At 66.3% G+C, this 19,159-nt stretch carries 20 protein-coding genes; 19 read left to right on the forward strand and 1 reads right to left on the reverse strand.

Annotated elements, in window-relative coordinates; genetic code table 11:
• Positions 1-3: 3 nt before the first annotated feature.
• The 19 genes from nuoF (at position 4) to queA (ending at position 18,123) form a co-directional block, all read left to right on the forward strand.
• A complete protein-coding gene (gene nuoF, locus CXY91_RS07560; RefSeq protein WP_092154251.1) occupies positions 4-1,308 on the forward strand; it encodes an NADH-quinone oxidoreductase subunit NuoF in 1,305 nt (434 codons plus the stop codon).
• Positions 1,309-1,312: 4 nt separating this feature from the next.
• The gene (nuoG, locus tag CXY91_RS07565; protein ID WP_100960102.1) at positions 1,313-3,376 is read left to right on the forward strand and encodes an NADH-quinone oxidoreductase subunit NuoG; all 2,064 of its coding nucleotides are present in this window, start codon (positions 1,313-1,315) and stop codon (positions 3,374-3,376) included.
• A gap of 6 nt (positions 3,377-3,382) precedes the next feature.
• A complete protein-coding gene (gene nuoH, locus CXY91_RS07570) occupies positions 3,383-4,402 on the forward strand; it encodes an NADH-quinone oxidoreductase subunit NuoH (RefSeq protein WP_091829447.1) in 1,020 nt (339 codons plus the stop codon).
• Positions 4,402-4,641 (forward strand): hypothetical protein, encoded by a 240-nt coding sequence (locus CXY91_RS07575; RefSeq protein WP_091829444.1) that lies wholly within the window; start codon positions 4,402-4,404, stop codon positions 4,639-4,641. The genes nuoH and CXY91_RS07575 overlap by 1 nt, the downstream gene beginning before the upstream one ends.
• Positions 4,642-4,662: 21 nt before the next feature.
• On the forward strand, positions 4,663-5,151 hold the full coding sequence (nuoI, locus tag CXY91_RS07580; RefSeq protein ID WP_057192642.1) for an NADH-quinone oxidoreductase subunit NuoI: 489 nt from the start codon (positions 4,663-4,665) through the stop codon (positions 5,149-5,151).
• Positions 5,152-5,280: 129 nt separating this feature from the next.
• Positions 5,281-5,904: an NADH-quinone oxidoreductase subunit J gene (locus tag CXY91_RS07585; protein WP_091829442.1), complete on the forward strand. Its 624-nt coding sequence runs from the start codon at positions 5,281-5,283 to the stop codon at positions 5,902-5,904.
• On the forward strand, positions 5,901-6,209 hold the full coding sequence (nuoK, locus tag CXY91_RS07590) for an NADH-quinone oxidoreductase subunit NuoK (RefSeq protein WP_091829440.1): 309 nt from the start codon (positions 5,901-5,903) through the stop codon (positions 6,207-6,209). The genes CXY91_RS07585 and nuoK overlap by 4 nt, the downstream gene beginning before the upstream one ends.
• Before the next feature lie 26 nt (positions 6,210-6,235).
• Positions 6,236-8,275: an NADH-quinone oxidoreductase subunit L gene (gene nuoL, locus CXY91_RS07595; RefSeq protein ID WP_100960104.1), complete on the forward strand. Its 2,040-nt coding sequence runs from the start codon at positions 6,236-6,238 to the stop codon at positions 8,273-8,275.
• Between the two features lie 4 nt (positions 8,276-8,279).
• On the forward strand, positions 8,280-9,791 hold the full coding sequence (locus tag CXY91_RS07600) for an NADH-quinone oxidoreductase subunit M (RefSeq protein ID WP_100960809.1): 1,512 nt from the start codon (positions 8,280-8,282) through the stop codon (positions 9,789-9,791).
• Positions 9,792-9,801: 10 nt separating this feature from the next.
• A complete protein-coding gene (gene nuoN, locus CXY91_RS07605; protein ID WP_100960106.1) occupies positions 9,802-11,232 on the forward strand; it encodes an NADH-quinone oxidoreductase subunit NuoN in 1,431 nt (476 codons plus the stop codon).
• A gap of 8 nt (positions 11,233-11,240) precedes the next feature.
• A complete protein-coding gene (locus tag CXY91_RS07610) occupies positions 11,241-12,020 on the forward strand; it encodes a biotin--[acetyl-CoA-carboxylase] ligase (RefSeq protein ID WP_248307393.1) in 780 nt (259 codons plus the stop codon).
• 105 nt (positions 12,021-12,125) lie between these two features.
• Positions 12,126-13,796 (forward strand): ribonuclease J, encoded by a 1,671-nt coding sequence (locus CXY91_RS07615; RefSeq protein ID WP_100960107.1) that lies wholly within the window; start codon positions 12,126-12,128, stop codon positions 13,794-13,796.
• 48 nt (positions 13,797-13,844) lie between these two features.
• Positions 13,845-14,249 (forward strand): methylmalonyl-CoA epimerase, encoded by a 405-nt coding sequence (mce, locus tag CXY91_RS07620; RefSeq protein ID WP_091829432.1) that lies wholly within the window; start codon positions 13,845-13,847, stop codon positions 14,247-14,249.
• A gap of 3 nt (positions 14,250-14,252) precedes the next feature.
• A complete protein-coding gene (locus CXY91_RS07625) occupies positions 14,253-14,654 on the forward strand; it encodes a RidA family protein (RefSeq protein ID WP_100960109.1) in 402 nt (133 codons plus the stop codon).
• Positions 14,651-14,881 carry a DUF1467 family protein gene (locus CXY91_RS07630; RefSeq protein WP_100960111.1) on the forward strand — a complete coding sequence of 77 codons (231 nt, stop codon included), beginning with the start codon at positions 14,651-14,653 and terminating at the stop codon, positions 14,879-14,881. The genes CXY91_RS07625 and CXY91_RS07630 overlap by 4 nt, the downstream gene beginning before the upstream one ends.
• Before the next feature lie 394 nt (positions 14,882-15,275).
• On the forward strand, positions 15,276-15,848 hold the full coding sequence (locus CXY91_RS07635; protein ID WP_100960113.1) for a peptidylprolyl isomerase: 573 nt from the start codon (positions 15,276-15,278) through the stop codon (positions 15,846-15,848).
• Between the two features lie 4 nt (positions 15,849-15,852).
• Positions 15,853-16,485 carry a hypothetical protein gene (locus tag CXY91_RS07640; protein WP_100960116.1) on the forward strand — a complete coding sequence of 211 codons (633 nt, stop codon included), beginning with the start codon at positions 15,853-15,855 and terminating at the stop codon, positions 16,483-16,485.
• Positions 16,485-16,952 carry a peptidylprolyl isomerase gene (locus CXY91_RS07645; RefSeq protein WP_091829418.1) on the forward strand — a complete coding sequence of 156 codons (468 nt, stop codon included), beginning with the start codon at positions 16,485-16,487 and terminating at the stop codon, positions 16,950-16,952. The genes CXY91_RS07640 and CXY91_RS07645 overlap by 1 nt, the downstream gene beginning before the upstream one ends.
• A 76-nt stretch (positions 16,953-17,028) precedes the next feature.
• Positions 17,029-18,123 (forward strand): tRNA preQ1(34) S-adenosylmethionine ribosyltransferase-isomerase QueA, encoded by a 1,095-nt coding sequence (queA, locus tag CXY91_RS07650; RefSeq protein ID WP_100960118.1) that lies wholly within the window; start codon positions 17,029-17,031, stop codon positions 18,121-18,123.
• Between the two features lie 3 nt (positions 18,124-18,126).
• Here the strand turns inward: queA and CXY91_RS07655 are convergent, their stop codons facing one another.
• The gene (locus tag CXY91_RS07655; protein WP_100960120.1) at positions 18,127-19,143 is read right to left on the reverse strand and encodes a purine-nucleoside phosphorylase; all 1,017 of its coding nucleotides are present in this window, start codon (positions 19,141-19,143) and stop codon (positions 18,127-18,129) included.
• Between the last annotated feature and the right edge of the window lie 16 nt (positions 19,144-19,159).

The following is a 19,159-nucleotide window of genomic DNA, read 5'->3' on the forward strand; positions in this document are numbered from 1 at the left end:
ACGATGCTTGCTGATCGCGACCGCATCTTCACCAATCTCTACGGCCTCCATGACCTGTCGCTGAAGGGCGCCATGCAGCGTGGCGCCTGGGACGGCACCAAGTTCCTGCTCGAGCAGGGGCGCGACTGGATCATCGACGAGATGAAGAAGTCGGGCCTGCGCGGGCGGGGCGGCGCCGGCTTCCCGACCGGCCTGAAATGGTCGTTCATGCCCAAGCAGAGCGACGGGCGCCCGCACTACCTCGTCGTCAACGCCGACGAGTCGGAGCCCGGCACCTGCAAGGACCGCGAGATCATGCGCAACGACCCGCATACGCTGGTCGAGGGCTGCCTGATCGCCTCCTTCGCCATGGGCGCACACGCTGCCTACATCTACATCCGCGGCGAATATGTCCGCGAGCGCGAGGCGCTGCAGCGTGCCGTTGACGAGGCCTATGAGGCGAACCTCATCGGCAAGAACAACAAGCACGGCTATCCCTTTGACCTCTATGTGCATCACGGCGCCGGCGCCTATATCTGCGGTGAAGAGACGGCGCTGCTGGAGAGCCTCGAAGGCAAGAAGGGCATGCCTCGGCTGAAGCCGCCTTTCCCGGCCAATGTCGGCCTCTATGGCTGCCCGACCACCGTCAACAACGTCGAGTCGATCGCGGTCGCGCCGACCATCCTGCGCCGTGGAGCGAGCTGGTTCTCATCGATCGGCACGCCGAACAATGTCGGCACCAAGCTGTTCTGCGTCTCCGGCCATGTGAACAAGCCCTGCAACGTCGAAGAGGCGATGGGCCTGACCTTCCGCGAGCTGATCGACCGCCATTGCGGCGGCATCCGCGGCGGCTGGGACAACCTCAAGGCGGTCATTCCCGGCGGCTCGTCGGTGCGCATGGTGCCGGCCGAGCAGATCATCGACACGCCGATGGATTTCGACTCGCTCTCCAAGCTGAAGTCGGGCCTCGGCACGGCGGCGGTAATCGTCATGGACAAGTCGACCGACATCATCCGCGCCATCGCCCGCATCAGCTATTTCTACAAGCATGAGAGCTGCGGCCAGTGCACGCCTTGCCGCGAGGGCACCGGCTGGATGTGGCGCGTCGTCAACCGCATGGCGGAAGGCCGCGCCCAGAAGCGCGAGATCGATATGCTGCTTGACGTTTCCAAGCAGATCGAAGGCCACACCATATGCGCGCTGGGCGATGCTGCCGCCTGGCCGATCCAGGGCCTGATCAACCATTTCCGTCACGAGATCGAGCAGCGCATCGACGACTATGCCGCCAACCCGCATGGCGAGCCGGTCAGGCTCATGGCGGCGGAGTGAGACCATGACCAAACTCCTCATCGACGGCATCGAGGTCGACGTCCCGCCGGAGTACACCGTGCTCCAGGCCTGCGAGGCGGCTGGCGCCGAAGTGCCGCGCTTCTGCTTCCATGAGCGGCTCTCGATCGCTGGCAATTGCCGCATGTGCCTGGTCGAGGTGAAGGGTGGCCCGCCGAAGCCGCAGGCCTCCTGCGCCATCGGCGTGCGCGATCTGCGCCCCGGCCCGAACGGCGAGCCGCCGGTCGTCTCGACCAAGTCGCCCATGGTCAAGAAGGCGCGCGAAGGGGTGATGGAGTTCCTGCTCATCAACCACCCGCTCGACTGCCCGATCTGCGACCAGGGCGGCGAGTGCGACCTGCAGGACCAGGCCATGGCCTACGGCGTCGACACCTCGCGCTATGCCGAGAACAAGCGCGCTGTCGAGGACAAGTATATCGGCCCGCTGGTCAAGACCTCGATGACGCGCTGCATCCAGTGCACGCGCTGCGTCCGCTTCACCACCGAGGTCGCCGGCGCCTCCGACCTCGGCGCGATCGGCCGCGGCGAGGACATGGAGATCACCACCTATCTCGAGCACGCGATGAGCTCGGAGCTGCAGGGCAATGTCGTCGACCTTTGCCCGGTCGGTGCCCTGACCTCCAAGCCCTACCAGAACAAGGCCCGGCCGTGGGAGCTGACCAAGACCGAATCCATCGACGTGATGGACGCGGTCGGCTCGGCGATCCGCGTCGACTCGCGTGGCCGTGAGGTGATGCGCGTTCTGCCGCGCGTCAACGAGGCGGTGAACGAGGAGTGGATCTCCGACAAGACCCGCCACATCGCCGACGGCCTGCGGACCCAGCGGCTCGACCGGCCCTATATCCGCGAGAACGGCGCCCTGCGTCCGGCGAGCTGGACCGAGGCGCTCGCGCTGGTCGCGTCCAAGCTCAAGGCCGCCAAGGCGGAGCGGATAGGCGCCATCGCCGGCGATCTCGCCGCGGTCGAGGAGATGTATGCGCTGAAGGCGCTGATCTCTGGCCTCGGCTCGGCCAATCTCGACTGCCGCCAGGATGGGGCGAAGCTCGACCCGGCCTTCGGCCGGGCCAGCTACATCCTCAACACCGGCATCGCCGGCATCGAGGACGCGACCTCGCTGCTGATCATCGGCTCGAACCCGCGTCGCGAGGCGCCGATCGTCAATGCCCGCATCCGCAAGCGCTGGCTGCGTGGCGACTTCAAGGTCTCGCTGATCGGCGAGAAGGTCGACCTGACCTATGCCTACGACTATCTCGGCGCCGGCGCCGAGACACTGGCCGATCTGGTCAAGCGCGCCGGTGCGGCCGGCGAGCGGCCGATGGTGCTGGTCGGGCAGGGCGCTCTCGCCCGCGGCGACGGCGCCGCCGTGCTCTCGCTCGCGGCCAAGGCGGCCGAGGTCCTCGGCGCGGTCAAGGACGGCTGGAACGGTTTTGGCGTGCTGCACACCGCGGCGGCCCGCGTCGGCGGTCTCGATCTCGGCTTCGTGCCGGGCGAGGGCGGTCTCGACGTCGCCGGCATGACCAGGGAGGGCGCGCTCGACGTGCTCTTCCTGCTCGGCGCCGACGAGATCGAGGTGCCGGCCGGCGCCTTTGTGGTCTACCAGGGCAGCCATGGCGACAAGGGCGCGCACCGCGCCGACGTGATCCTGCCGGGCGCGGCCTACACCGAGAAGTCCGGCACCTTCGTCAACACGGAAGGGCGGGTTCAGATGGCGGCGCGCGCCACCTTCCCGCCGGGCGATGCCAAGGAGGACTGGGCGATCCTGCGGGCGCTCTCCGCGTCGCTCGGCAAGCCGCTGCCCTTCGATTCTCTGTCGGCGCTGCGCCGCGAGCTCTATGCCGCCCATCCGCATTTCGCGGCAGTCGATACGGTCGCCGAAAGCGATCGCTCCGGACTGGCGAAGCTGGCTGGGCAGGGCGGCGCGACCGACAAGGCCGGCTTTACCCCGGCCATCGCCGACTTCTACACCACGAACCCGATCGCCCGCGCTTCGGCGGTGATGGCGGAATGCTCGGCGCTGGCCTCCGGCCGCATGCGCCAGGCGGCGGAGTAAGCCTCGATGAACTGGGACCTCGTCCTCGATCTCGCGATCATCGCCGGCAAGAGCCTGCTGCTCTTGGTGGCGCTGCTGGTCTTCATCGCCTTCATGCTGCTCGCCGACCGCAAGGTCTGGGCGGCGGTGCAGCTGCGCCGCGGCCCCAACGTCGTCGGCCCCTTCGGCCTGCTGCAGAGCTTCGCCGACCTGCTGAAATTCGTCTTCAAGGAGCCGATCATACCCTCGGGCTCCAACAAGGGCGTGTTCCTGCTGGCGCCGCTGGTCACCTGCCTGCTGGCGCTGGCGGCCTGGGCGGTGATCCCCGTGGCGGAAGGCTGGGCGATCGCCGACATCAATGTCGGCGTGCTCTACATCTTCGCGATCTCCTCGCTCGGCGTCTACGGCATCATTATGGGCGGCTGGGCTTCGAACTCGAAGTACCCGTTCCTCAGCGCGCTGCGCTCGGCGGCGCAGATGGTCTCCTACGAGGTCTCGATCGGCTTCGTGATCGTCACCGTGCTGCTCTGCGTCGGCTCGCTCAACCTCTCGGCGATCGTCGAGGCGCAGAACACCAGGGCCGGCCTGTTCGGCTGGTACTGGCTGCCGCTCTTCCCGATGTTCATCGTCTTCTTCATCTCGGCGCTGGCCGAGACGAACCGGCCGCCCTTCGATCTGGCCGAAGCGGAGTCGGAGCTCGTCGCGGGCTTCATGGTCGAATACTCCTCGACCCCTTATCTGCTGTTCATGCTCGGCGAATACGTGGCGATCATGACCATGTGCTCGCTGACCACGATCCTCTTCCTCGGGGGCTGGCTGCCGCCGTTCCCGATCGCGCCCTTCACCTGGCTGCCGGGCGTGGTCTGGTTCGTGCTGAAGGTGATGCTGGTCTTCTTCATGTTCGCGATGGTGAAGGCCTTCGTGCCGCGCTACCGCTATGACCAGCTGATGCGGCTGGGCTGGAAGGTCTTCCTGCCTCTGTCGCTGGCTTGCGTCGTGATCGTGGCGGCGGTGCTGCAGATCACCGGTTGGGGGCCCGCTCCCTGATGGCGGGTCAGGCCGGCCTGATCGGAGCCCTGATCGGCTTCGTCGTCGGCCTGATCGAGTATCGGCTCGTCACTGGACTGGTGGTCGGCGCCTTGCGCCGCACCGACAGCTCGAAGACTGAGGCCGAGAAGGACGACTACGAACGGCGCATCCGCCTGTTGAAGGCGGCGGTGCTGGTGGTTTCGGTGGGCGGTCTGCCCATCGTCGGTTACCTGATCGGCCGGACTCTGTTTGGCTGAGACGAGAGAAGGACGAGACGGATGTCACTCGCGCAAGCCGCCAAGGGACTGCTCCTCAAGGAGTTCGTCGGCGCGTTCGCCTTGTCGATGCGCTATTTCTTCAAGCCGAAGGCGACGCTGAACTACCCCTTCGAGAAGGGCGTGCTCTCGCCGCGCTTCCGGGGCGAGCACGCGCTGCGCCGCTATCCCAACGGCGAGGAACGCTGCATCGCCTGCAAGCTCTGCGAGGCGATCTGCCCGGCGCAGGCGATCACGATCGAGGCCGGCCCGCGCCGCAATGACGGCACCCGCCGCACGACGCGCTACGACATCGACATGACCAAGTGCATCTATTGCGGCTTCTGCCAGGAGGCCTGCCCGGTCGACGCCATCGTCGAGGGGCCGAATTTCGAGTTCGCCACCGAGACGCGCGAGGAGCTGTTCTACGACAAGGACAAGCTGCTCGATAACGGCGCCCGCTGGGAACGCGAGATCGCGCGCAACATCGCGATGGATGCACCGTATCGCTGAGGACTGCGGCCCGTCGCGCGGTTGTCGCGCTGGGCGGGCCTGACTATAGACGCTCCAAACTGCGGCGGGACTCGAGCCCGCCGCTTGATGAAACGAGGGCCGCCCGCAAGGGCGGAAAGGCTGGCGAAGATGAATGCCGCAGCGGCTTTCTTCTATCTCTTCTCAGGCGTCACCATCGCCTCGGCGCTGATGGTGATTTCGGCGCGCAACCCGGTGCATTCGGTGTTGTTCCTGATCCTCGCCTTCGTCAACGCGGCGGGCCTGTTCCTGCTGCTCGGGGCCGAGTTCCTGGCGATGCTGCTGGTCGTCGTCTATGTCGGCGCGGTCGCGGTGCTCTTCCTCTTCGTGGTGATGATGCTCGACGTCGATTTCGCCGAGTTGCGCCAGGGCTTCCTGCAATACCTGCCGATCGGCGGCCTGATCGGACTGATCTTCGCGGTCGAATTGCTGCTGGTCGTCGGCGCCTGGGTGATCGATCCGCAGATCGTGCGTGCGCCCGTCGCGGCGATCCCGGCCAATGTCACCAACACCGCGGCGCTCGGCCAGGTGCTCTACACGAAGTACATCTACTATTTCCAGGCGGCCGGCCTCGTGCTCCTGGTCGCGATGATCGGCGCGATCGTGCTGACGCTGCGCGACCGCAAGGGCATCAAGCGCCAGGATATCCCGACCCAGAACGCCCGCACCAAGGCTGCGGCGATGGATGTGAAGCAGGTGCCCTCGCGCGCCGGCGTTCCCGAGGAGATGGCGTGATGGTCGGGCTTGGATCTTACCTCGCGGTCGCTGCGATCCTGTTCACGCTCGGCGTGCTCGGCATCTTCATCAACCGCAAGAACGTCATCGTCATCCTGATGTCGATCGAGCTGATCCTGCTCTCGGTCAACCTCAACTTCGTCGCCTTCTCGAGCTTCCTGAACGACATTGTCGGCCAGGTCTTCGCGATGCTGGTTTTGACCGTCGCCGCTGCCGAGGCCGCGATCGGGCTCGCCATTCTCGTCGTCTACTTCCGCAACCGCGGCACGATCGCGGTGGAAGACATCAACATGATGAAAGGCTGAGCGCGGCGACGCGCCCGTAACCTGCCATGTATCAAGCGATCGTCTTCCTTCCCCTGATCGGCTTCCTGATCGCCGGCCTCTTCGGCCGGCTGATCGGCGCGCGAGCCTCGGAGATCGTCACCACCACGCTGCTGCTGATCTCAGCGGCGCTGTCCTGGGTCGCCTTCGTTCAGGTCGGCTTCGGCTCCGGCACCACACGCGTCCAGGTCGCGACCTGGCTGGCCTCGGCCGACCTGCGCGTCGACTGGGCCTTCCGCATCGACACGCTGACCGCGGTCATGCTGGTCGTCGTCAACACCGTCTCCTCGCTCGTGCACCTCTATTCGATCGGGTACATGCATGAGGACCCGTCGCGGCCGCGCTTCTTCGGCTATCTGTCGCTGTTCACCTTCGCCATGCTGATGCTGGTGACGGCCGACAACCTCGTGCAGATGTTCTTCGGCTGGGAAGGCGTCGGTCTCGCCTCCTATCTGCTGATCGGCTTCTGGTACCAGAAGCCCTCGGCCAACGCCGCGGCGATCAAGGCCTTCGTCGTCAACCGCGTCGGCGATTTCGGCTTCCTGCTCGGCATCTTCCTGGTTTTCGTGCTGACCGGCTCGGTCGCCTTCGACAGCATCTTCCCGCAGATCGCCGGTCTCACCGAGCGCAGCTTCCGCTTCCTCGGCTATGACTGGAACGCTCTGACGCTGACCTGCCTGCTGCTGTTCATGGGCGCCATGGGCAAATCGGCGCAGTTCCTGCTGCACACCTGGCTGCCGGACGCGATGGAAGGCCCGACCCCGGTCTCGGCGCTGATCCATGCCGCGACCATGGTCACCGCCGGCGTCTTCATGGTGGCGCGCCTGTCGCCGATCTTCGAATACGCCCCGGTCGCGCTCACCGTCGTCGTCGTCATCGGCGCCACTACCGCCTTCTTCGCCGCCACCGTCGGCCTGGTGCAGAACGACATCAAGCGCGTCATCGCCTATTCGACCTGCTCGCAGCTCGGCTACATGTTCGTGGCGATGGGCGTCGGCGCCTACTCTGCCGGCATCTTCCATTTGTTCACCCACGCCTTCTTCAAGGCGCTGCTGTTCCTGGGCGCCGGCTCGGTCATCCATGCGATGCACCATGAGCAGGACATGCGGAACATGGGCGGCCTCAGGAAGCACATCCCGCTGACTGCTGCGGCCATGACGATCGGCACGCTGGCGCTGACCGGCTTCCCGCTCTTCGCCGGTTACTTCTCCAAGGATGCGATCATCGAGAGCGCTTACGCCTCGGTGGCGCATGGCGGCTTCGCCAGCTCCTATGCCTTCGTGCTGCTGGTCGTCGCCGCGCTGATGACCTCGTTCTACTCCTGGCGGCTCTATTTCATGACCTTCGAGGGCGCCCCGCGCTGGGGCGGCCACGGCCATGCCGCTCACGGCCACGACGATCACGCGCATGGCCATGGGCATGACGACCATGCCCACGCCGCGCATGCTCACGACGATCACGGCCATGGCCATGGTCACGACCACACGCCGCATGAGAGCCCGCTCGTCATGCTGATCCCGCTCGCCGTGCTCTCGCTCGGTGCTCTCCTGGCCGGCTACGCCTTCAAGGAGGCGTTCATCGGCCACGACTACGAGCACTTCTGGAAGACGGCGCTGTTCACCGGCAAGGACAACCACATCCTCCATGCCATGCACGAAGTGCCGAAATGGGTGGTCTGGTCGCCCTTCGTCGCGATGCTGATCGGCTTCCTGCTCGCGCTCTACATGTACGTGCTGCGCCCGGACGTCCCCGGCAAGCTCGCCGCCGCCAATCCGGTTCTCTACAAGTTCCTGCTCAACAAGTGGTATTTCGACGAGATCTACGATTTCCTGTTCGTGCGTCCGGCGATGTGGCTCGGCCGTTTCCTCTGGAAGAAGGGCGACGGCGCCGTCATCGACGGCCTCGGCCCGGACGGGGTCTCGGCCCGTGTCGTCGACGTGACCAACCGGGTCGTGCGGCTGCAGACCGGCTATGTCTACCACTATGCCTTCGCCATGCTGATCGGCGTCGCCGGGCTGGTGACCTGGTACCTCATGGCCCGCGGGTGAGATGATGTTCGGCTTCGGTATCCTCACCGGTCTTCTTGTCCTGCCGCTGGTCGGCGCCGCCTTCATCCTGGCGCTGCGCGGTGACGAGGCTTCGGTCAATTCGAACGCCCGTTGGGCGGCGCTGTTCTTCACGACGGGAACGTTCATCCTGGCGCTGGTCGCCTGGGGCCGCTTCGACTCGGCAAATCCCGGCTTCCAGATGGTCGAGAGCCATGCCTGGGTCTCCGACATCATCAAGTTCAAGCTCGGCGTCGACGGCTTCTCCTTCCCCTTCGTGGTCCTGACCGCCTTCCTGATGCCATTCTGCATCCTGGCGTCCTGGACCTCGGTCGAGAAGCGGGTGCGCGAATACATGGTCGCGTTCCTGATCCTCGAGACGCTGATGATCGGCGTCTTCGTCGCACTCGACCTCGTGCTGTTCTACCTGCTGTTCGAGGCGGGCCTGATCCCGATGTTCCTGATCATCGGCATCTGGGGCGGCAAGCGCCGGGTCTACGCCAGCTACAAGTTCTTCCTCTACACGCTGCTCGGCTCGGTGCTGATGCTGCTCGCCATCATGGCGATGTACTGGAACGCCGGCACCACCGACATCCCGACGCTGCTGGCGCACAAGTTCCCGGTCCAGATGCAGCCCTGGCTCTGGCTCGCCTTCTTCGCCTCCTTCGCGGTGAAGATGCCGATGTGGCCGGTCCACACCTGGCTGCCCGACGCGCACGTCGAGGCGCCGACGGCCGGCTCCGTCATCCTGGCGGCGATCCTGCTGAAGATGGGTGGCTACGGCTTCATCCGCTTCTCGATCCCGATGTTCCCGGACGCCTCGGCGATGTTCGCACCGCTGGTCTTCGCGCTCTCCGTCATCGCCATCATCTACACCTCGCTGGTGGCGCTGATGCAGGAGGACATCAAGAAGCTGATCGCCTACTCCTCGGTGGCGCATATGGGCTTCGTCACCATGGGCCTGTTCACCCTGACGCCGCAGGGCATCCAGGGCGCGATGTTCCAGATGGTCAGCCACGGCCTGGTCTCGGGCGCGCTCTTCCTTTGCGTCGGCGTGATCTACGACCGCATGCACACCCGCGAGATCGCCGCCTATGGCGGCCTGGTGAACCGGATGCCGCTCTATGCGGTGGTGTTCATGATCTTCACCATGGCCAATGTCGGCCTGCCCGGTACGGCGGGCTTCGTCGGCGAGTTCCTGACCCTGATGGGCGCCTTCAAGGCCAATCCCTGGGTGGCGTTCCTGGCGACCACCGGCGTGATCCTGTCGGCGGGCTATGCGCTCTGGCTCTATCGGCGCGTCGTCTTCGGCGAACTGGTGAAGCCCGAGCTCAAGGACATCACCGACCTCAACGCCCGCGAGATTGCGATCTTCGTGCCGCTCGTCCTGCTGACGATCTGGTACGGCATCGCGCCCGGCACGATCCTCGACGCCTTCGCGGCGCCGACCGAAGCCCTCATCAAGAACTATCAGGCCGCCATCACCGCCGCGAAGACGGCGATGCTGGCAGTCCAGTAAGGCTGCTCCGATGACCACCTTGCCCGCTTTCGGTCCGGCGCTCCCGGAAATCGTCATGGCACTGGGCGCCATCGCCATGGTGCTCTACGGCGCGATCCAGGGCGAGCGCTCGACGCGCACGCTCGAGATCGCGGCGCTCGCGCTTTTCGCGCTGGCGCTGGTGCTCGTCCTGCGCGGCGAGGGCAAGGTCGTCACCTTCAACGGCGCCTTCATCGCCGACGGCTTCGGCCGCTTCATGAAGGTGCTGACGCTGATCGGCGCCGCGGCCGCGATCGTGCTCTCGGCCGATTTCCTGCGTCGCGACGGCGCCATGCGCTTCGAATTCCCGATCCTCGTCGTCCTCGCCACCATCGGCATGATGATGATGATCTCGGCCAGCGACCTGATCGGGCTTTACGTTGGCCTGGAGCTGCAGTCGCTCGCGCTTTATGTCGTCGCCGCCTTCGATCGCGACAATCCGCGCTCGACCGAGGCTGGCCTGAAGTATTTCGTCCTCGGCGCGCTCTCCTCGGGCATGCTGCTCTATGGCTCGTCGATGGTCTACGGCTTCACCGGCACGGTGAGCTATGCCGGCATCGCCGAAGCGGTGAAGGGCGGCCATCCCGGCATCGGCCTGATCATCGGCCTCGTCTTCGTCGCCGCCGGCGTCGCTTTCAAGATCTCGGCCGTGCCGTTCCATATGTGGACGCCGGACGTCTATGAGGGCGCCCCGACCCCGGTCGCCGCCTTCTTCGCTTCGGCGCCGAAGATGGCAGCGATGGCGATGACCGTGCGCATCTTCGTCGGCGCTTTCCCGGGCGCGCTGCACGACTGGCAGCAGATCATCGTCTTCATGGCGATCGCCTCGATGGCGCTCGGCGCCTTCGCCGCGATCGGCCAGACCAACATCAAGCGACTGCTCGCCTATTCCTCGATCGCGAACATGGGTTACGCGCTCGTCGGCCTCGCCGCCGGCACGCCGGCCGGCGTCCAGGGCGTGATGACCTATATGGCGATCTATCTCGCCACCACGCTCGCCGCCTTCGCCTGCGTCCTGATGATGAACCGCAATGGCAAGCCGGTCGAGGATATCGGCGAGCTCGCCGGTCTGTCCCGCACCAATGGCTGGATGGCCTTCGCGATGTCGATGATGATGTTCTCGCTCGCCGGCATCCCGCCGCTCGCCGGCTTCTGGGCGAAGTGGTACGTCTTCCTCGCCGCGATCGAGGCCAAGCTCTATGTGCTCGCCGTCGTCGGCGTGATCACCAGCGTCGTCGGCGCCTATTACTATCTGCGCATCGTCAAGGTGATCTATTTCGACGACGCCAAGCCGGCCTTCGACAAGGGCGACGCCGGCGTGCGCGGCGTCTTGCTGATCTCGGCGCTGTTCGTGCTGGTGCTGTCCTTCCTGCCGGCGCCGCTGTTCGACTCCGCTGCCGCGGCGGCGAAGTCGCTGTTCTGAGCGCCTAGGTGCTCGGCGAAGGCGCTCGCGCCGCCGGCTATCGCCTGATCGTCCGCGACGAGGTCTCCTCCACCATGGAGGAGGCGCGCCATGCGCTGCGCGAGGGCGATCCCGGACGACTCTGGATTGTCGCGAAAAGCCAGAATGCCGGGCGCGGCCGGCATGGCCGGCATTGGGGTTCGCCGCCCGGCAATCTCTATGCCAGCCTGCTGCTGGTCACTCCCTGCGAGCCGGCGCTGGCGCCGCAGCTCGGCTTCGTTGCGGGCCTTGCCTTGCACGATGCGGCTGCAGCCGTGACCGGCCTGTCCCATCCGGCGCTTGCCCTGAAATGGCCGAACGACCTGCTGATCGGCGGGGCCAAGACCTCGGGCTTGCTGCTGGAGGGCGAGAGCCGGGCAGGGCGCTTCAATGTCGTCATCGGTATCGGGGTCAACGTGGCCTCCGCGCCGGAGGGGACGCCTTACCCCGCCGCCCACCTTTCCGCGCATGCGGCCGAGGCGACCGTCGAGCGCCTGCTGGCAGCCCTGTCGGATGCCTGGCACCGGCGCGTCTCGGCGTGGGAGCTTCCGGGCGGCTTCGGCCCGACCCGCGCCGCCTGGCTGGAGCGTGCTGCCTATCTCGGTGAGACCATCACCATGCGGCTGCCCGAGGGCCCGGTCTCCGGTCGCTTCCTTGGCCTCGACCCGTCCGGGCGGCTGGAACTCGAAACCGAGGCCGGCCGGCGCCTGATCGATGCCGGCGATCTCTACTTCGGCTCCGCCACAATTCCAGATGCATCGAGCGGTTGATACCGGCCGTCCGCCGGCTCCTGCCGCTATGGAGGCGCGTCGGAGAGCATGCTAGGCCTGCCGTCGGCCGTTCCGCCCGCCTCACCATGAATGTCAGGATTGCCAGTGACCCCTTCCAGCGACCAGCTCGTCTTCGTTCCGCTCGGTGGGCTCGGCGAGATCGGCATGAACGCCGCGCTCTACGGCTTCGGGCCTGAGAAGAAGCGCAAATGGATCCTGGTCGATTGCGGGCTCTCGTTCGCCGGGCCGGAGGCGCCCGGCGTCGACATCGTCCTGCCCGACCTCAGCTACATCGTCCAGGACCGGGCCAACCTGCTCGGCATCATCATCACCCACGCCCATGAGGACCATATCGGCGCGCTCGCGGCGCTCTGGCCGTCACTGCGCGTTCCGGTCTGGTGCACGCGCTTCGCTGCCGGGCTGCTGGCGACCCGGCGCCTCTCCGAGCCGGGCGCGCCCAAGGTCGAGATGAACATCGTCGCCCAAGGGGGACGCTTTACGCTCGGCCCGTTCGACATCGAGTTCGTTCCGGTGGCGCACTCGATCCCGGAATCGAACGCGCTCGCGATCCGCACCCCGGCCGGCCTCGTCGTCCATACCGGCGACTGGAAGATCGACCCGACGCCGCGCGTCGGCCTGCCGACCGACGAGGCCCGCCTGCGCGAGCTCGGCGAGGAAGGCGTGCTGGCACTGATCTGCGACTCCACCAATGTCCTGCGCGACGGCATCAGCCCAAGCGAGGCGGATGTCGCCGCCAAGCTGAAGGAGCTGGTCGCCTCTGCCCCGAACCGCGTCGCCGTCACCACCTTCGCCTCGAATGTGGCGCGTCTGCGCGCCGTCGCCGAGGCTGCGATGGCCAATCAGCGCGAGGTCGTCGTTGTCGGCCGCGCCATGGACCGCGTCATCGACGTCGCCCGCGAATGCGGCTTCCTCGACGGCATTCCCGCTTTCCGCGGGGTCGAGACCTATGGCTATCTGCCGCGCGACCGGGTCGTGGCACTCGTGACCGGCAGCCAGGGCGAGCCGCGCGCCGCGCTTTCGCGGATTGCTGCCGACGACCATCCCGAGATCGCGCTCTCGCCGGGCGACCGGGTGATCTTCTCCTCGCGCACCATCCCCGGCAATGAGAAGGCCGTCGGCGCCATCCTCAATCGGCTGGCGCGCGACAATATCGAGATCATCACCGACCGCACCCATCTCGTGCACGTCTCCGGCCATCCGCGGCGCGAGGAGCTGGCGCGGCTCTATGGCTGGCTCAAGCCGAAGATCGCGATTCCAGCCCATGGCGAGGACCAGCACCTGACCGAACACGCCACCTTCGCCCGCAGCCTCGGCGTCAAGCATGTGCTGCGCGCAGGCAATGGCGATGTCGTTGTGATCGCCGAGGACGGAGCCCGCAAGCTCACCGAGGTCCAGCATGGCCGGCTCTATCAGGATGGCGAGCTCCTGATCGGCGCGCTCGACCGCACGATTCCCGAGCGCCGCAAGCTGTCCTTCGCCGGCGTCATCTCGATCGCGGTGGCCCTGGATGAGAAAGGCGAACTTGCCGGCGATCCGGAGGTCGCACTGATCGGCCTGCCGCTTGCCGCCAAGGATGGCACGCCCTTCGACGATATCGTCGCCGATGCGGTCGAGGACCTGATCGAGGGCCTGCCCAAGGGCAAGCGCCGCGATCCCGAAGCCGTGCGCAGCGCGCTGGAGCGCGGCGTGCGCGCCGCGGTCAACGAGGAGTGGGGCAAGAAGCCGCTGGTGAACGCGCTGGTGATCACGGTGTAGGATCGGGCATATCGCCCGCTGAACGCTGCGCCTGAACGGAGTCTTTGCATGATCGGACGCCTCAACCACGTCGCCATCGCCGTGAAGGACCTCGCCGCCTCGACCGCGCTCTATCGCGACACGCTCGGCGCCCGCGTCTCGCAGCCGCTGCCGCAGCCGGAGCATGGCGTCACCGTCGTGTTCGTGGAACTGCCGAACACCAAGGTCGAGCTGCTGGAGCCGATGGGCGCGGATTCGCCGATCGCCAAGTTCCTCGAGCGCAATCCCGACGGCGGCATCCACCACATCTGCTACGAGGTCGACGACATCCTCGCGGCGCGCGACCGGCTGAAGGCGCAGGGTGCGCGCGTGCTCGGTTCGGGCGAGCCGCGCATCGGCGCCCATGGCAAGCCTGTGCTCTTCCTGCACCCCAAGGATTTCTGCGGCACGCTCGTCGAGCTGGAGCAGGCCTGAGCCATGATCTCCGAGATCGCCTTTTTCGGCGAGCCGGAACACGGCTCACCGCGCCCCTTCAGCCTGGCGACGCGGGCCGGCGGCCTCGTCTTCGTCTCCGGCCAGTCGGCGCCCCATGAGCCTGCGAAGGGTATCGTGCGGGGAGAGACGCCGGCCGAGCAGGTGCGGCAGGCGCTGGCGCATGTCGCCGCCATCCTGGCCGAGGCCGGCAGCAGCCTTGAGCGCGTCGTGCAGATGACGATGCTGATCACCGATCCCGGCGACTATGCCGCCTGCAATGCTGAATATGTGAAGCATTTCCGGAATGGCTTGCCGGCTCGGCACACGGCGCGCTTCGGCGTGCCGACCGACGCCAAGGTCGCGTTCGCGTGCATTGCCCTGGCTGACGAGGAAAGGCCGTCATGACGATCGGTGGCGGGCTCGCGGTCTATTTCGTGATCTGGTGGACGGTGCTGTTCGTGACGCTGCCTTTCGGCGTGCGCAGCCAGGCGGAGAGTGGGACTGTCGAGAAGGGCACCGATCCTGGTGCACCTGTCCTGCCGGGCTTGGCCAAGAAGGCGGTCGCGACCTCGATCATAGCTGGCATTGTCTTCTGCATCGTCTGGTATATCTGGACGCAGCTCGATGCCTGAACAGTGTTCAGTAGTGTTTAGTGTATAGACCAAAACAAAAGGCAAGGCTTGCGCCCTGCCTTTGGAAGTCTGTTTTTTACCGCAGTATCGGCGCACCATTATTCCCGCGCACTCATATACTGAACGGCTGTTTGTTCCTCCCGAGACCTGGTCCGCGGCGCCCTGAAAACGGTCGGGCGTGCCCAGCGCAAGAGTGATTAGCCCATCGCAATAATGTTGTCACCTGTTTAGGCAGGCCGAGATCGATTTTTTTGCAAAATTATTCCAAATTGCTCTTGTGCAGTGCAACATTGTTCGCTTGGCGCGATTCCTCGCCTTGTTCCAGTCATAGGATGTCGCTACCTCGCAACGTCAGATGCGCCGGGCCGTTCCGGCGGTCAGGAGAGGTTTTTCGATGCTTCGCACCACGCTCGCCGCCCTGGCACTTTCCGCTTCGCTCGGCCTGGCCCAGTCTCAAGCCAATGCCCAGGCGCCGGCACCGGCTAATCTCGATCCGCAGAACACCCTGGCGCTCGACACCAAGGATGGGCGCGTCACCATCCGCCTGCGGCCGGACCTGGCGCCCAAGCATGTCGAGCAGATCAAGGCCCTGACCAAGCGTGGCTTCTATGACGGCATCGTCTTCCATCGCGTCATCGATGGCTTCATGGCCCAGACCGGCGATCCGAAGGGAGACGGCACCGGCGGTTCCGACCTGCCGAACATCCCGGCCGAGTTCACCCCGACCCCCTATAAGGTCGGCTCGGTCGGCATGGCCCGTTCGCAGAGCCCGAACTCGGCCAATTCGCAGTTCTTCATCTGCTTCGAGGGTTGCGGCTCGCTGACCGGCCAGTACACCCTGTTCGGCGAGGTCGTCTCCGGCATGGACGCCGTGCGCAAGATCAAGAAGGGCAGCAGCGCCAATAACGGCGCGGTGAGCGGCCCCGACAAGATCATCCGTATGCGCCTGCTGGCGGACGCCAAGTAGTCCGATGCGCGGCTCGCGCGTGCTTGTGCTCTCGCTTGTGCTGCTGGCCTGGGCCAGCGGCCCGGTACAGGCGCAGGACACGCGCGATCTTGGCCTGCCGCCTGCATCGGGCTTCCAGAACCCCGTCATGCCGCCGCCGTCCGGCTCGCAGAACCCGGTGCTGCCTCCGCAATCGGGCCAGCGCTACATGCCGGGTATCGGCGGCCCCTTCGGCGAGGGCGCGCGCCGCCCGGTGGCACCGTCGCCGACGCCCGGCGTCGATCGCGGCGTCATCGGCACCGTCAATCCCGAGACGATCGGAATTGGCGAAGAGACTGTCGACCGGCTCGATCAGATCGGCCCGGCGCTGCGACGCTGCTGGAAGCCGCCGGCGCTCGATGCCCAGAGCGGCGGCGCCAGCGCCACTGTCCGTTTCAGCCTGCGCCGCGACGGCACGCTCTTCGGCCAGCCGCGCGTCAGCTGGGAGATGCGGCGGGCGCCGACTGGCCTGCGCGAGCGTTTCAGCGACTCCCTGATGAGGGCCGTGCGCGATTGCACGCCGATGAGGTTGTCGCCGGGGCTCGGAGGGAGTATCGCAGGCCGCCCGATTACAATCCGCTTCTTCGGCCGTGTGCCGACCAACGAAAGATCAGTCTGATGTCGCTCGATCCCGAGAACACCCTCGTCATGGAGACCACCAAGGGCCGCGTGGTGATCAAGCTGCGGCCGGACCTCGCCCCCAACCATGTCGAGCGCATCAAGCTGCTCGCGCGCGAGGGCTTCTATGACGGCATCGTCTTCCACCGCGTCATCGACGGCTTCATGGCGCAGGTCGGCTGCCCGCACGGCACCGGCACCGGCGGCTCGAGCTATCCGGACCTCGCCCAGGAGTTCAACGCCGAGCCGCATGTCCGCGGCGTCTGCTCGATGGCGCGCGCCCAGAACCCGAACTCGGCCAACAGCCAGTTCTTCATCGTCTTCGACGATGCCCGCTTCCTCGACAAGCAGTACACCGCCTGGGGCCAGGTCGTGGAGGGCATGGAGAACGTCGACAGGATCAAGCGCGGCGAGCCGGTGCGCGATCCCGACTCCATCGTCTCGATGAAGGTGATGGCGGACGCCTGAGGCGTTCCCATACGTTGCGAACAACGTCATCCCGGGTCGACTTCGTCGGCCCGGGATGATTTTTCAGGATCGGTCCATGGACGTCGGTCTCTTCGATTTCGATCTGCCCGAAGAACGCATCGCGCTGCGGCCGGTAACTCCGCGGGATGCGGCCAGGCTGCTCGTCGTACGCCCCGGCTCGCCTGAGCCTCTTGCGGATCGCGGCGTTCGTGATCTCGTCGAGCTGCTGCAGCCGGGCGATGCGCTGGTGTTGAACGACACCCGCGTCATCCCATCCCGCCTCTGGGGGAGGCGCACTCGCGGCGAGGCTTCGGCCCGCATCGAGATCATGCTGCACAAGCGCGAGGCGGATGATCGCTGGCGCGCCTTCGCCCGTCCGGCCAAGAAGCTCAATGTCGGCGAGACGATCGTTTTCGACAGCGACGGCGCCGGCAATGCCTGCGAGCTCGCCCGGCTTCAGGCCGAAGTCGAGGACAAGGGGGAGGGCGGCGACATCGGCCTGCGCTTTTCGCTGACGGGTCCCTATCTCGACGAGGCGATCGCGCGGCTCGGCGAGTTGCCACTGCCGCCTTACATTGCCGGCAAGCGCGCGACCGACCAGGCCGATGCCCAGGACTACCAGACCACCTATGCGCGCGAGGAAGGCGCCGTCGCCGCGCCGACCGCCGGCCTGCACTTCACGCCGGAGCTGTTCGATGCGCTGAGGACGCGCGGCGTCTCCAGCCATTTTGTCACCCTGCATGTCGGCGCCGGCACCTTCCTGCCGGTCAAGGCCGAGGACACCGACGAGCATCGCATGCACGCCGAATGGGGCACAGTCGGCGCCGCGACGGCCGACGCGCTCAATGCGGTTCACGCCGCCGGCGGCCGCATCGTCGCGGTCGGCACGACCTCGCTGCGCCTGCTCGAAAGTGCGACCGGCGAGGATGGCGTCGTCAAGCCGTTTTCGGGCGATACGGCGATCTTCATTACGCCGGGCTATCGCTTCCGCGCCGTCGACCTGCTGATGACCAATTTTCACCTGCCGCGCTCGACGCTGTTCATGCTCGTCAGCGCCTTCAGCGGGCTCGATGTGATGAAGCGCGCCTATGCCCACGCCATCGCCGAGGGCTATCGCTTCTATTCCTATGGCGATGGCAGCCTGCTGTTCCGGGCCGACGCTTCTGCCTGAGCCTTACTTGGCCGGTAGCGGCGGCACGCCCTTTTGCCACTCGCCCCAATTGCCGACGATGTGATCGACGACACGCGAGCCGACCGCCTCGACATTGGCGACGGTCTCGGCAAAGCCGCCCGCGGTCTGGCCGGGTGCCGGGTCGAGATGCTGCTGCGTCGTCTCGTTCGGATTGCCCTGGTCGAAGTTGACCGCGCCGCGCAGGCTCAGGATCCGGTCGGTGCCGAACTGGCGCTTGATCACCAGCGTGATTGCCGCGGCCTCCATCTCGGTGATGACATAGTCGTCGGCGCCATAGAGCTTCGCCATGTACTGCGCCTCCTTCGACAGGCCCGGGCCGTGGAAGAAGGTGTCGCCGGTCATGTGCGTGCCGGTCTGGACGGAGGGCGCCGCCCGCGCCTTCTCGTCCGGATAGCGCTGGCGATACTGCTTCGCCGACTCCGAATCCTGCAGGTTGACCCCGGCGCTCAGCTGCGTCGCCCAGCCGACCAGCGTCGGGTTGAGCTTGAAGACCCGGTACTCCTCATAGCCCTTGCGCGGGATGAATACCGGCTCGCCCGGCTTGCCTTCCTCCGGCGCCCAGCGATGGCCGAGATCGTAGTCGACCAGCCAGGTGCCCCAGGAGACGTCGCCGATCGTGCCGCGCGAAGGCGGCGTGCCGGCAACGCCGGTGATGAGGAAATAGGCTTGCGAGAAGTCGTATTCGGGATCGAGCAGGATCGCCTGCATCGAGGAGGATGAGTTGACCTTGCCCATGCCGAGCACCGCGCCGCAGACACCGTCGTCATTGCAATAGGCCGGCTTCAGCGCGCCGCGCACCTCGTGCGGCTGGCTCTTCTGCCAGTAGCGCTCATACCAGTGCTGGAACTCGCCAGCCCGGTCGCCGGTATTGGCGCCGATCTCGAACATCGAGGCGACGAAGACCTTGACCTTGATCGGTGCCGCTTCTGCCGCACCGCCATTGCCGAGCGGGGCGAGGCTGAGAAGGGCTGCTCCGAGCCTGCTGGCGATCCGGTTCATGGCGCTCTCCTTGCCG

It is taken from the genome of Allobosea sp. FBZP-16 (assembly GCF_002831785.1).
Lineage (GTDB): Bacteria > Pseudomonadota > Alphaproteobacteria > Rhizobiales > Beijerinckiaceae > Allobosea > Allobosea lupini.

What these genes read in the sequence shown, in the direction of transcription:
- nuoF (WP_092154251.1), top strand. Translation starts at nt 4, where the DNA reads ATGCTTGCTGATCGCGACCGCATCTTCACCAATCTCTACGGCCTCCAT.
- nuoG (WP_100960102.1), top strand. Translation starts at nt 1,313, where the DNA reads ATGACCAAACTCCTCATCGACGGCATCGAGGTCGACGTCCCGCCGGAG.
- nuoH (WP_091829447.1), top strand. Translation starts at nt 3,383, where the DNA reads ATGAACTGGGACCTCGTCCTCGATCTCGCGATCATCGCCGGCAAGAGC.
- CXY91_RS07575 (WP_091829444.1), top strand. Translation starts at nt 4,402, where the DNA reads ATGGCGGGTCAGGCCGGCCTGATCGGAGCCCTGATCGGCTTCGTCGTC.
- nuoI (WP_057192642.1), top strand. Translation starts at nt 4,663, where the DNA reads ATGTCACTCGCGCAAGCCGCCAAGGGACTGCTCCTCAAGGAGTTCGTC.
- CXY91_RS07585 (WP_091829442.1), top strand. Translation starts at nt 5,281, where the DNA reads ATGAATGCCGCAGCGGCTTTCTTCTATCTCTTCTCAGGCGTCACCATC.
- nuoL (WP_100960104.1), top strand. Translation starts at nt 6,236, where the DNA reads ATGTATCAAGCGATCGTCTTCCTTCCCCTGATCGGCTTCCTGATCGCC.
- CXY91_RS07600 (WP_100960809.1), top strand. Translation starts at nt 8,280, where the DNA reads ATGTTCGGCTTCGGTATCCTCACCGGTCTTCTTGTCCTGCCGCTGGTC.
- nuoN (WP_100960106.1), top strand. Translation starts at nt 9,802, where the DNA reads ATGACCACCTTGCCCGCTTTCGGTCCGGCGCTCCCGGAAATCGTCATG.
- mce (WP_091829432.1), top strand. Translation starts at nt 13,845, where the DNA reads ATGATCGGACGCCTCAACCACGTCGCCATCGCCGTGAAGGACCTCGCC.
- CXY91_RS07625 (WP_100960109.1), top strand. Translation starts at nt 14,253, where the DNA reads ATGATCTCCGAGATCGCCTTTTTCGGCGAGCCGGAACACGGCTCACCG.
- CXY91_RS07630 (WP_100960111.1), top strand. Translation starts at nt 14,651, where the DNA reads ATGACGATCGGTGGCGGGCTCGCGGTCTATTTCGTGATCTGGTGGACG.
- CXY91_RS07635 (WP_100960113.1), top strand. Translation starts at nt 15,276, where the DNA reads ATGCTTCGCACCACGCTCGCCGCCCTGGCACTTTCCGCTTCGCTCGGC.
- CXY91_RS07640 (WP_100960116.1), top strand. Translation starts at nt 15,853, where the DNA reads ATGCGCGGCTCGCGCGTGCTTGTGCTCTCGCTTGTGCTGCTGGCCTGG.
- CXY91_RS07645 (WP_091829418.1), top strand. Translation starts at nt 16,485, where the DNA reads ATGTCGCTCGATCCCGAGAACACCCTCGTCATGGAGACCACCAAGGGC.
- queA (WP_100960118.1), top strand. Translation starts at nt 17,029, where the DNA reads ATGGACGTCGGTCTCTTCGATTTCGATCTGCCCGAAGAACGCATCGCG.
- CXY91_RS07655 (WP_100960120.1), bottom strand. Translation starts at nt 19,143, where the DNA reads ATGAACCGGATCGCCAGCAGGCTCGGAGCAGCCCTTCTCAGCCTCGCC.